Here is an 11,997-nt window from a genome sequence, read left to right on the forward strand (position 1 = left end):
ACGGACAACAACGTGAAGATCAAAACCATAAAAGCCTACCATGTCGTGCAGCCCTTCGTGGACGGGCCATACCGCATGTCGAAGGGGCGCGTCGCCGACGCGTTCGACGCGGTGATCGTCGCCATCACCTCCGACAGCGGGGTGACCGGCTGGGGCGAAATGGCGCCGCTCGGCAATTTTTACTCACCAGCGTTCGCAGCGGGTGTCCGCGCGGGCGTGGTCGAGATCGCGCCGCATCTGATCGGCCAGGACCCGCGCGGCCTGGCCGGCATCGGCCGGCTGATGGACACGGTGTTCAAGGACCATCCCTATATCAAGTCGGCTCTCGACATGGCCTGTTGGGATCTCGCCGCGCGCGCCGCCGACGTGCCTCTGGTGACGTTGCTCGGCGGCCGCGAGAGCGAGACGGCGGAACTTTACAAGGTCGTCACCCACGGCACGGTCGACGCGATGGCCGCACTTGCCAAGCGCATCGTCGGCCAGGGATTCCAACGGCTGCAGGTCAAGGTCGGCGGCAATGTCCGTGACGACATCGAGCGCGTGACGGCTGTCGCCGCCGCGGTGCCGAAAGGCACCGTCATCTTCTGCGACGCCAATGCCGGCTGGACGCCCTACCAGGCGCGCCAGTTCGCCGACGCGACGCGCGCCATCGACTACACGTTCGAGCAGCCCTGCACCACCATCGATGAAAACATGTCGGTGCGCCGCTCGCTGGACAAGCCGATGGTGCTCGACGAATCCGTCGCCTCGCTGGACGACATGCTCGACATCCACCGCAAGGGTGCCGCCGATGGGCTGACGCTCAAGATCTCGCGGCTCGGCGGCGTGACCAAGACCCGCCAGATCCGCGACCTCGCCGTCGATCTTGGCTTCATGATCACGGTCGAGGACACCGGCGGCGCCGAAATCGACACAGCTGCGATGGCGCATCTGTCGCTGTCGACGCCGGAGGAGCGCCGCCTGCACGCCATCGCCTTCCATGAATGGGTGACGATACGCACCGCCTCCAACATGCCGCCGGTGACCGGCAGCCGCATGGGCATTCCCGATGGTCCGGGCCTCGGCATCGATGTCGTGCCCGACCTGCTCGGCAAGCCCTTCTTCGAGATCGGCTGAGATGAAGATCCGCCGCATAAAGGCGACGCCGATCAACCTGCGGCTCGAAGCGCCCTATGCCTGGGTGTTCGGCGAACTCGACGGCTTCTCGCCGACGATCGTCGAGGTCGAGACGGAGGACGGTCTGATCGGCCTCGGTGAGGCGCCGACGCCAGCCGCAGCGGCGATCATCAACGACGTGCTGGCGCCAAGACTCGCCGGCCGCGACGCGTTCGACATCGCCGGCGCGGAAGAAGCCTGCCTGCCCTACTGGACCGGCGTGCAGTCGATCAACGACCGCAGCCGCATCATGGCCTTCGGCGCCATCGAGATGGCGTTCTGGGATCTGCGTGGCAAGGCGTGGAAGCAGCCGCTTTACCAGCTGCTCGGCGGCGCTGTGCGCAAGGACATCCCGTTCACCGACTATTTCTCGCTGCGCGGCGACGGTCCCAAGGTGAAGGGCGAGACGACGCCGGAAGAAGTCGCCGACTATTGCGTCGAACTGCACGAGACCCATGGCACGACTTTCTTCGAAGGCAAATTCTCGACGCAGGATCCCAAGATCTCGCTCAAGATGGTCGAGCTGATCCGCAGAAAACTCGGCGATGAGGCGATGATTCGCATCGATTCCAACCAGGCCTATTCGCTGGCGACCGCCAGGCGGCTGGCGCGGCCGCTGGAAGAGCTGGGCGTGCGCAACTGGGAGGATCCGGTGGCGACCATCGAGGAGATGCGCGAATTGCGCCGGCATTGCTCGATCCCGTTCTCGACCCACAATATCGATATAGCCCGCGCGATGGAGATCAAGGTGCCCGATGCCATCGTCGGCAATCCGACGGCGCATGGCGGCATCGGCCGGCTGCTGCGCTTCGTCGGTGCCTGCGAGCATGCCGGCATCGATTTCTGGTGCTACAGCGGCGACAGCGGCATCGGCAGCGCCTGCTATCTGCATCTGTGCGCAGCCCTCGGATGGATCCGCGAGCCAAACCAATCGCTGTTTCGCATGTGGCCTATCGACGTGATCGAGGAAGGGCCGTTTTCGCCGCGAAATAATGTCGTGCGCGTGCCCGAAGGCCACGGCCTCGGCGTCACCCTGTCGCGCGAGAACCTTGCCGCCTGCCATCGCGACTTTGTCGAGAACGGGCCGTGTAACAAGTATAACGACCCGGCGAAGCCCGGCACCTATCGGCGCCTGCCGTTGAACTAGGAGTGATCACACAAACCAACAGGAGACGGATACAACAAGAGAAGCCCGCAGCCGCGACAAGGATCGCGTAACGCGGGACGAACGGAGCTTCGAAAATCCGGCCCTGCCGCGCAGGACCGGAGAGGACCGCATGTTAGAGTTCCGGTCGAAGACCACATTGACGGCCGGGATCCAGGAGAACTCCACGGAATTCGTCAATCACAAGAACATTCGTCAATCACAAGAACACAGGGGAAAGGGTAAGTCCCATGAGCAAGAACTATCGCCTTCTCGATCTCATCCGGCGCTCGCGCTCGCCGCTCGAAAACCATCTCATCGATGGGCTGATCGACTGCCGGGTCAGCCGCCGCGACTTCATCCGCCATGGCAGCCTGCTCGGCCTGTCGCTGCCGCTGCTGGGCAGCATCGGCACAGCCGCCGGCCTCGGTGCCATGCCCTCGCTCGCTCGCGCAGCGGGCGCTCCGGGTGCGACCATCCGCGTGGCGAGCAGCGTGCCGGCAGCAGCGATCGACCCGGTGACCATCGCTGACGCCGGCGGTCTACTGGTGATGCAGCAAGTCGCCGAGTTCCTCTGCATCGACGGGCCCGACCTGGTGTTGCAGCCGGCGCTGGCCGAAAGCTGGAAGCCGAACGACAAAGGCACGGTCTGGACCTTCAAGCTGCGCAAGGGCGTCAAGTTCCACAGCGGCGGCGAGATGAAGGCCGACGACGTGGTGGCCAGCATCGACCGGCTTGCCGACCCGGCCAATTCGTCCAACGCGCTGTCGGTGTTCAGCGGCATATTGCAAAAGGGCGCGACCAAGAAGGTCGATGACCATACGGTCGAGTTCCATCTCGACGCGCCGAACGGCAACTTCCCCTACATGGTGTCGTCGGACAATTACAACGCCGTCATCATCCCGGCGAGCTACAAGGGCGACTACGAAAAGAGCTTCGACGGCACCGGGCCGTTCAAGATCGAGAAATACACGCCCAAGGTCGGCGCCTCCTTCGTGCGCAACGAGGACTATTGGGGGACGAAGGCGCTGCCGGAGCGCACCGAGTTCACCTTCTTCGCCGACATGCAGCCGCAGATCCTGGCGCTGCAGGGCGGCCAGGTCGACATCATCAACCAGATGCCGGTGCTGGCCGGCGTCGGCCTGCTCAACGATCCGAATGTCGACATCATCAGCCTGAAATCGGTGGCACACCAGCAGTTGCACCTGCGCTGCGATTCCGATCCGTTCAAGGATCCGCGCGTGCGCCGCGCCATCGCGCTCAGCCTCGACCGCAAGAAGCTTGCCGCCGGTCTGATGAAGGGCCGCGCCCTGGAGGGCAACGACAGCCCGTTCGCCTCTGCCTATCCCTCGACCGACCCGAGCGTGCCACAGCGCGAGCAGGACATCGCGCAGGCCAAGCAGCTGATGGAAGCGGCCGGCGCCGGCAAGGGCTTCAAGGTGACGCTGACCACCGAGCGCTATCTGGAAATCCCCGAATATGCCCAGCTCATCCAGAACTGGGTCAAGGAGATCGGCATCGAGCTCGAGCTCAACATCCTCGACCAGGGCGCCTATTACGGCGATGCGGTGTTCGGCAAGTCGAACTGGCTGGACTCGGTGATGGGCATCACCGATTACGGCCATCGCGGCGTGCCCAACGTCTACCTTGCAGCACCGCTGAAGAGTGACGGCACCTGGAACGCGGCGCACTTCAAGAACAAGGACTACGACACGCTCGCGACCAGCTACATCGCGGCGCTCGACCTTGAGGCGCAGAAGGCTAGCGCCGGCAAGATCCAGAAGCTGCTGCTCGAGGAAACGCCGGTCATCTTCGGCTATTTCTACGACTATCTGACGGCGACGGCGAAAGGCGTGACCGGCGTGCAGCCGACTGCCATGTCGCAGTTGTTCCTGGACAAGGCATCGAAGGCCTGAGCAGAAAGGGAAAGCCAATCCTCTAAGCCGGCTCCCTCATGGGGAGCTGGCTCCACAAGGAGTCCTAGCCATTCTCTCCTTCCTTGTCCGGCGCCTGGCCCTATCGCTCGTCACGCTGTTCCTGCTCAGCATCATGGTTTTCCTGGGTGGCCAGGTGCTGCCCGGCAATGTCGGGCGCGCCATATTGGGACCGTTTGCCGACCAGCGCGCCGTCGACACGCTCAATCACACGCTCGGCGTCGATCGGCCGCTGCTCACCCAATATGCGAGCTGGATCTGGAATTTCCTCCAGGGCGATATGGGTACCTCCTATATTTTCCGCTCGCCGGTGGCGCCCTTCGTCATCGATGCGCTGGGCAATTCGATGAAGCTGGCGGCGGTCGCCTTCGTGCTGGTGGTGCCGATCGGCATCCTCGGCGGCGTCATCGCCGCGCTCAACCTCAACCGGCCGCTCGACCGCATCATCAGCCTCGGCGGCCTGTCGGTGACGGTGCTGCCCGAATTCGTCACCGGCATCATCCTGATCCTGATTTTCGGCGTCTGGCTGCGCTGGCTGCCGATCTCCGCCGCCTGGCCGCGCGATGCCGGCTTCTTCACCCAGCTCTATTATCTGATCCTGCCTTCGCTGCCGCTGTTCCTGGTGCTGTTCGGCTATATCGCCCGCATGGCGCGTTCCGGCATGATCGAGGCGCTCGATTCCGACTACACGCGCACCGCCGTGTTGAAGGGCCTGCCATGGCGGACGGTGATCTGGCGGCATGTGCTGCGCAACGCGCTGCTGCCGACCATCACCGTCATCGCGACCCAGACCGGCTACCTGATCGGCGGCCTCGTCGTCATCGAGACGCTGTTCCGCTACCAAGGCATCGGCTCGCTGATCTTCACCGCCGCGCGCGGCAAGGATTTCCCGATCCTGGAGGCCGGCATCCTGACCATCGGCATCGTCTATGCGGTGGCCACTTTGGCCGCCGACTTCCTCTATTCCGTGCTCAACCCACGCATCCGGCTGGGGACAGACCAATGAGCGCCACCGACAGTCCCGCCACCAGCCCCGCGCCCGGCAATGCAGGGCGACGCGGTCCGACGGCGGAGGTCTTTTTCTCCCTGCTGCGGTCGGGCACGTTCCTCACTGGCCTCGGCATCGTGTTGTTCTGGATCGCCTGCGCACTGTTCGGCGAGCATTTTGTCCCTTACGACCCGCTCGCCGACGACATCATCAACGCGCTGGCGCCGCCGTCGGCCGAACACTGGTTCGGCACCGACCAGATCGGCCGCGACGTGTTCTCGCGCGTCATCGTCGGCTCGCGCGACATCCTCACCGTGGCGCCTTTGGCCACCTTGCTGGCGACCGTGGCCGGCACTGCGCTCGGCCTGTTCACCGGCTATTTCCGCGGCATCGTCGACGACGTCATCAGCCGCATCCTCGAAGCCTTCATGGCGATCCCCGTGGTGATCGTGGCGCTGCTCGCCATCGTCGCGCTCGGCACCTCCAAGACGACGGTCATCGTCGTCATCGGCCTCAGCTTCGCGCCGATCATCGCCCGTACGGTGCGTTCGGCGGTGCTGGCCGAACGCGAGCTCGACTATGTCGCAGCAGCGCAACTCAGGCACGAGAGCGCTTTCCACACGATGTTCGTCGAGATCCTGCCCAACGTCATCCCACCGATCCTGGTCGAAACGACGGTGCGGCTCGGCTATGCCATCTTCGCCGTTGCCACGCTGTCCTTCATGGGCTTCGGCATCCAGCCGCCCTCGCCCGACTGGGGGCTCTCGATCTCCAGCAACTACGGCATGATCGGCGGCGGCTTCTGGTGGACGGTGCTGTTCGACGCTCTGGCCATCGCCTCGCTGGTGATCGGCGTCAACCTTGCGGCGGACGGCGTCCACGGAGCGTTCAATGACTGAGAAGGCAGCCAACGCGCTCGAACTTTCCGACCTCTCGGTCGCCTACCGCGTCGGCGGCCGCAACCGGGCGGTGCTGCGCAACCTCAACCTCGCCATCGGCCAGAGCGAAGCCTATGGGCTGGTCGGCGAATCCGGCTGCGGCAAATCCACCGTGGCGCTGTCGGTGGTGCGCTATCTCCCGAGGAATGGCTCGATCACCGGCGGCGCCATCTCGCTCGACGGTAAGGACGTGATGAAGCTCGATGGCGAAGCGCTGCGGCGGACGCGGGCGGAAAGCGTGTCGATGGTCTATCAGGATCCCGGCAAGGCGCTGAACCCGTCGCTGCGCATCGGCCGCCAGCTGACCGAGATCTTCGAACTTGCCGGCGTCACGGGAGAGGCGGCCTCCGAGCGGGCGATCGCCATGCTGAACCGGGTGCGCATCTCCGACCCGGCAAGCGTCATGCAGCGCTATCCGCACCAGCTTTCGGGCGGCATGCAGCAGCGCGTGGCGATTGCGATGGCTTTAGCCAACAATCCGACCATGCTGATCCTCGACGAGCCGACGACCGGCCTCGACGCGACGGTGGAGGCCGAAGTGCTCGACCTGATCGCGCTGCTTCGCCAGGAACTCTCGGCCTCGATCCTGTTCATCAGCCACAACCTCGCGGTCGTCTCCAAAATGTGCGACCGGGTCGGCGTGCTCTATGCCGGCATGCTGGTCGAGGAAGGCTCGACGCAAGACGTGTTCAACGATCCGCGCCATCCCTACACCGTGGCGCTACTGCGCTGCCTGCCGCGCGGCGGCCAGCGCAAGGACCAGGGCCGCCTCGACACCATTCCGGGGTTCCTGCCCGGCATCGGCGCCGACATCAAAGGCTGCGCCTTCGCCGACCGTTGTGCTTTGGCCACCGACCGTTGCCGCAGCGAATTGCCGCCGCTCTACGATCTGGGCGGCCGGCTGTCACGCTGCCATTACCACGAACAGGCGCCGGCGCTGCCGCGCGCGACACCGAGCGATGTGGCAGCCGCACCGAAGGCCAAATCGGAACCGGTCCTCCATGTCGAGGGATTGAACAAGACCTATGCCAGCCACGGCCATGCGCTGAGGGCCGTAAAGGATGTTTCCGTCAGCCTGCGGCCCGGCGAGACGCTCGGCCTGGTCGGCGAATCCGGCAGCGGCAAGACCACCTTCGCCAGGCTGCTGCTCGGCCTGGTGCCGCCGGACGAAGGCGGCTCGATCACGCTTGAGGGCAAGGCGCTGGCGCCGCGGCTGGACAGCCGCACCGACGACCAGATCAAGGCGATGCAGATCGTCTTCCAGAACCCGGACTCGGCGCTCAACCGCTCGCATTCGATCCGCCATCTGATCAGCCGCGCGCTGAAGCGGCTGGCGGGCTTGAGCGGCGCCGCACTGCAGGCCCGCCTCGACGAGCTTGTCCGTTCGGTGCGGCTTACCGATCGGCATCTCGCCGTCAAACCGCGCCAGCTCTCGGGCGGGCTGAAGCAGCGCGTCGCCATTGCGCGGGCCTTTGCCGGCGAGCCGCGCATCGTCGTCTGCGACGAGCCGACCTCGGCGCTCGACGTGTCGGTGCAGGCGGCGATCCTCAACCTGCTCGCCGACCTGCAGTCGAAAGAGGATGTCAGCTACATCTTCATCTCGCACGATCTCGGCGTGGTGCGCTATCTCTCCGACCAGATCGCCGTGCTCTATCTCGGCAGAATCATGGAACTGGGGCCATCCGAAGCGGTGTTTTCCGGCCCGCACCACCCCTATACGGAAGCGCTTTTGTCGGCGGTGCCGAAGCTCGACCAGACCGAGACCTCGCGCATCCGCCTCGACGGCGAAATCCCCAGCGCCACCCATCCGCCGCCGGGCTGCGTGTTCCAGACGCGCTGCCCGCGCAAGATCGGCGCGATCTGCGAGACGCAGGAGCCGCCATTGGCGGAGGCTGAGCCCGGCCATTCGATCCGCTGCCATATTCCCTATGCCGAGCTGGCAAGGTTGCAGAAACCGGCGATGCAGGTGGTGCCTGCCTGACGATCGGCTAAAGGCGATCGTTCTGCGCGATTGAATCCGCCATGCTGAAGGCGCGGTCGCCTTCGGCAAAGCCCTCGCCCGTCGTCCAGTCCCGCGCAAGATCGCGCAATCCCTCGAGCGCGACATTCAGCGTGTCCGACGAGGCCGGGTTCGACGGATAGGCGAGATAGATCGGCCGCTGGAACACCGGCGCGCCCTCGATGCGCCTCAGCTCGCCGCGCTCGATATGGCCGCTGACGGCGCTGAGCGGCAGATAGGCGGCCGCCTGCTGCGACAGCACGTGCTGCAGTCCGATGAAGACCAGCCCGGCCGATATGGCCGGCTTGACCAGGCCGGCAAAAGCGCGGTCGTGCTCGACGCGGAACTCGAGCCCCCAATCCATGAGGATGTAGTTTTCCGTCCACGGTCCGGTCTGCGCCGTGTGCTGGACAAGCACCACCTGGTCGACCGCCAGCGTCTCATAGACGATGCCGGGATGCGGCCGCGGCAGATAGAGGATGCAGATGTCGAGCAGGCCTTCGGCCATCTGGTCGATCGCCAGGTCCGGAAAACTGCCTTCGAGTCTGAGCGCCACATTCGGGCGCCTTTCGCGCATCCAGGCGATCCAGGGCGAGGTGATGCGGTGCCAGAGATAGGCCGGTGCGGTCAGCCTGAGCAGCGTTTCGTAACCATCGGGAACGGCGATGTCCTGCCGCGATTGCTCCCAGGTGCGGGTGATCGAGGAGGCGTGCGGCAGGAACTGCCGGCCGGCTGGCGTCAGCGTGATGCCATCGCGGTCGCGCACAAAGAGCTTGCGCCCCAATTGCTCCTCAAGACCCCTGATCCGCGCACTGACGGTGGACTGCGCGAGGTTCAGCCGGCTCGCCGCGACGGTGAAGCTGCCATGCGCGGCAACCTCGAGAAAACTGCGCAGATTTTCTGTGTCCATGGCTCCACCTTGCATCGAAGATTTCGATGACCCCCATCAAAAAATATCGCTTTCCGGGTGGGATCAACAGTGAACTAGATGGCCTAGCCCCCACGATAAGCAAGGAATGCCGCCATGCCAAAGCATTTCAGGATGATCGATACCGCCCGCCGGAATCTCACGGTAATCGAAAATTCCGCTATCGACGAGTTGCTGGCCGGCAGGATCGGCCGCCGCGAATTCCTGCGCCATGGCAGCGTGCTCGGCCTGTCGCTGCCCTTCCTCGGCGGCATTGCCTCGGCGCTCGGGCTTGGCACATCGCCGGCACGCGCCGAAGGCAAACCTGGCGGCACCGTGCGTGCCGGCATCGCCACGCCGGGCGGCGCCATCGACCCCGTCACCTATTACGACAGCGGCAGCTATCAGTTGGTGTTCCAGACCGCCGAATTTTTGTGCGTAACCCAGCCCGACCTGACGCTGAAGCCGGTACTGGCGGAGAGCTGGTCGCCGAACGAGGACGGCAGTGTGTGGACCTTCAAGCTGCGCAAGGGCGTGAAATTCCACAATGGCGAGGACTTCAAGGCGGACGACGTCGTGGCGACCTTCGACAGGCTCGCCGATCCGAGCGGCTCGTCCAACGCGCTGTCGGTGTTCAAGGGCCTGTTGTCGAAGGGCGGCACGCAGAAGGTCGACGACCACACCGTCGCCTTCCATCTCGACGCGCCGAACGGCAGCTTTCCCTATTCGGTGTCGATCGACAATTACAACGCCGTCATCCTGCCGGCGAGCTACAAGGGCGATTACGAAAAGACCTTCGAGGGAACCGGTCCATTTCGGCTCGAGACCTACACGCCGAAGGTCGGCGCCACCTTCGTGCGCAATCCCGACTATTGGGGTGAGAAGGCGCTGCCCGACCGGCTCGAATTCAAGTTTTACGGTGACGTGCAACCGCGCATCCTGGCACTGCAGGCGGGCGAAGTGGATCTGCTCGACGCGGTGCCGCTCGATGTCAGCCAGGTGGTGCTGAACAGCCCTGACATCACCGTGCTGCGCGTCGCCTCGACCGCGCACCGCCAGCTGCATATGCGTTGCGACATGGCGCCTTTCACCGACAAGCGCGTGCGCCAGGCGCTGGCCTTGTGCATCGACCGTTCCAAACTGGTCGACGGGCTGTGCCGCGGCATGGCGGCGACCGGCAATGACAGCCCGTTCGCGCCGGCCTTCCCGGCGACCGACAAGTCGATCCCGCAGCGCGCGCAGGACATCGCCAAGGCCAAGCAGCTCATGGAAGCCGCGGGATTCGGCAGCGGCTTCGACATCACGCTGACGACGCTGCGCTATTCCGACATTCCGGGCTACGCGCAGCTGTTCCAGAACTTCGCCAAGGAAGTCGGCGCCCGCCTCTCGCTCAACATCGAGGACCAGGACAAATATTACGGGAAGGCGGTGTTCGGACAGTCGGACTGGCTGGACAGCCCGCTCGGCATCACCGACTACGCGCACCGCAGCGTGCCGAACGTGTTCCTGAAGAGCCCGCTGGTCAGCGATGGGCCCTGGAACGCGGCGCATTTCAAGAATACGACCTATGACGGGCTGGTCGCCGGCTACCTCAAGGCGCTCGACCTCGATGCGCAGCGCAAGGCCGCCTCCGACATCCAGAAGCTGCTGCTCGACGAGACCCCGGTGATCTTCAGTTACTTCCCCGATTTGCTGGTGCCGGTGCGCAAGAATGTCAGCGGCCTGCCGCCGATCGCCGCCGGCCTGCTGCTCGACCGTGTGTCCCTAGGCTGATCATGACCGCGCACCAACGCCACATCACGAACGAAAAGAAGCGGGAGACCACCATTCGCAAGCCCCATTTGCGCGGCCGCGGGCCGCACTTCCCCGTGCTCGACACTATCGTGCAGTACGAATCCGAACCGGGCTATGTCGCCTTCACCATGCCATCACCGAAACGGCTGCGGGTTCAGGTCGGCTCGATGACCGTCGCCGACACGACCAAGGCGCTGGTGTTCTACGAGTCCGACCATTTGCCGGTCTACTACTTTCCGATCGGCGACGTGCGCGAGGAGTTCCTGCTGCCCAGCAAGACCACCACGGAGGACCCGTTCAAGGGCGTCGCCACCCACTATTCGCTCAACACCGGCATCACGCTGGTCGAGGATGGTGCCTGGCGCTACCTCGACCCGGCCAAGGGCTGCCCGCCAATCTCGGACTACATGTCCTTCTACTGGAGCAAGATGGGCCACTGGTTCGAAGAGGACGAGGAGATCTTCGTCCATGCCCGCGATCCGTTCCGCCGGGTCGACTGCCTGCCCTCGTCGCGGCGGGTGCAAGTCATCCTCGACGGCGAGCAGGTGGCCGATTCACGGCGTGGCGTGTTCCTGTTCGAGACCGGCCATCCGGTGCGCCACTATCTGCCGATCTCCGACACCAGGCTCGATATGTTCGCCCCCAGCCGCTACATCTCGCGCTGCCCCTACAAGGGCATCTCCAACTATTACCACGTGACGACTTCCAAGAAGCGCCACGAGAACCTGGTCTGGTACTATCCCGAGCCGGTGCACGAGGCCGAACGCATCAAGGGGCTGGTCTGCTTCCACCATGAACTGGTCGACAAGATTCTGGTCGACGGCGTCGAGATCCCGAAAGAGGCGACGGCCGCATCGGACGGCTATTTCTGAACGACTGCGTTGGGCTCGTTCCTCGAGACGGAGTTCTGATGGGTCGGCAAGGCAACCGCATACCTCAGAGATTGGCCGAAACTTCTTCCCGTCGTCATCCTGGGGCGTAGCAAGGATGCGAAGCGAACGCGCAGACCCGAGGATCCTGTGTGTTCGTTCAGTGCTATGTTTGAGGTGGGAAGGAGGCCGAGAGGATCCTGGTCGTCCCTGTTGGGACAGGCCGCGGCATGGCTCGGCCCCTTCCCACCAATGAACCATCAACCTGA

The 11,997-nt window shown here is 64.5% G+C and carries 9 protein-coding genes; 8 read left to right on the top strand and 1 reads right to left on the bottom strand.

The annotated features are described in order from the left end of the window. Window positions 1–12 precede the first annotated feature (12 nt). The 6 genes from AC04SI_RS27000 to AC04SI_RS27025 all read left to right on the top strand — a co-directional run bounded on the left by AC04SI_RS27000 (window position 13) and on the right by AC04SI_RS27025 (window position 8,140). Entirely contained in the window at window positions 13–1,116 is a 1,104-nt protein-coding gene (locus AC04SI_RS27000) for a mandelate racemase/muconate lactonizing enzyme family protein (protein ID WP_404279612.1), read from the top strand. Between the two features lies 1 nt (window position 1,117). After that, window positions 1,118–2,302 carry a mandelate racemase/muconate lactonizing enzyme family protein gene (locus AC04SI_RS27005; RefSeq protein WP_404279610.1) on the top strand — a complete coding sequence of 395 codons (1,185 nt, stop codon included), beginning with the start codon at window positions 1,118–1,120 and terminating at the stop codon, window positions 2,300–2,302. A gap of 248 nt (window positions 2,303–2,550) precedes the next feature. Next, complete coding sequence (locus AC04SI_RS27010; protein ID WP_404279607.1) at window positions 2,551–4,215, top strand: ABC transporter substrate-binding protein; 1,665 nt, start codon at window positions 2,551–2,553, stop codon at window positions 4,213–4,215. Between the two features lie 70 nt (window positions 4,216–4,285). After that, on the top strand, window positions 4,286–5,239 hold the full coding sequence (locus tag AC04SI_RS27015) for an ABC transporter permease (protein ID WP_081482077.1): 954 nt from the start codon (window positions 4,286–4,288) through the stop codon (window positions 5,237–5,239). Beyond that, window positions 5,236–6,120, top strand: a complete 885-nt coding sequence (locus tag AC04SI_RS27020; protein WP_404279604.1) for an ABC transporter permease — start codon at window positions 5,236–5,238, stop codon at window positions 6,118–6,120. The genes AC04SI_RS27015 and AC04SI_RS27020 overlap by 4 nt, the downstream gene beginning before the upstream one ends. Beyond that, on the top strand, window positions 6,113–8,140 hold the full coding sequence (locus AC04SI_RS27025) for a dipeptide ABC transporter ATP-binding protein (RefSeq protein ID WP_404279602.1): 2,028 nt from the start codon (window positions 6,113–6,115) through the stop codon (window positions 8,138–8,140). Before AC04SI_RS27020 ends, AC04SI_RS27025 begins: the two co-directional genes overlap by 8 nt. A gap of 7 nt (window positions 8,141–8,147) precedes the next feature. On the opposite strand, the gene AC04SI_RS27030 is transcribed toward AC04SI_RS27025, so the two are convergent. Beyond that, the gene (locus tag AC04SI_RS27030; RefSeq protein ID WP_488475231.1) at window positions 8,148–9,068 is read right to left on the bottom strand and encodes a LysR family transcriptional regulator; all 921 of its coding nucleotides are present in this window, start codon (window positions 9,066–9,068) and stop codon (window positions 8,148–8,150) included. Window positions 9,069–9,182: 114 nt separating this feature from the next. Here AC04SI_RS27030 and AC04SI_RS27035 point away from each other — a divergent pair, with 114 nt between their 5' ends. Together AC04SI_RS27035 and AC04SI_RS27040 are read left to right on the top strand one after the other, a co-directional pair. Beyond that, window positions 9,183–10,838: an ABC transporter substrate-binding protein gene (locus AC04SI_RS27035; RefSeq protein WP_488475232.1), complete on the top strand. Its 1,656-nt coding sequence runs from the start codon at window positions 9,183–9,185 to the stop codon at window positions 10,836–10,838. Between the two features lie 2 nt (window positions 10,839–10,840). Further along, window positions 10,841–11,731 carry a DUF427 domain-containing protein gene (locus AC04SI_RS27040; RefSeq protein ID WP_488475233.1) on the top strand — a complete coding sequence of 297 codons (891 nt, stop codon included), beginning with the start codon at window positions 10,841–10,843 and terminating at the stop codon, window positions 11,729–11,731. Window positions 11,732–11,997 lie beyond the last annotated feature (266 nt).

It is taken from the genome of Mesorhizobium sp. CNPSo 4689, from assembly GCF_057784325.1.

Bases quoted from the DNA above. Each gene is read 5' to 3' on its own strand.
- AC04SI_RS27040 (WP_488475233.1), top strand. From the start codon at position 10,841: ATGACCGCGCACCAACGCCACATCACGAACGAAAAGAAGCGGGAGACC.
- AC04SI_RS27035 (WP_488475232.1), top strand. From the start codon at position 9,183: ATGCCAAAGCATTTCAGGATGATCGATACCGCCCGCCGGAATCTCACG.
- AC04SI_RS27020 (WP_404279604.1), top strand. From the start codon at position 5,236: ATGAGCGCCACCGACAGTCCCGCCACCAGCCCCGCGCCCGGCAATGCA.
- AC04SI_RS27010 (WP_404279607.1), top strand. From the start codon at position 2,551: ATGAGCAAGAACTATCGCCTTCTCGATCTCATCCGGCGCTCGCGCTCG.
- AC04SI_RS27025 (WP_404279602.1), top strand. From the start codon at position 6,113: ATGACTGAGAAGGCAGCCAACGCGCTCGAACTTTCCGACCTCTCGGTC.
- AC04SI_RS27005 (WP_404279610.1), top strand. From the start codon at position 1,118: ATGAAGATCCGCCGCATAAAGGCGACGCCGATCAACCTGCGGCTCGAA.
- AC04SI_RS27030 (WP_488475231.1), bottom strand. From the start codon at position 9,068: ATGGACACAGAAAATCTGCGCAGTTTTCTCGAGGTTGCCGCGCATGGC.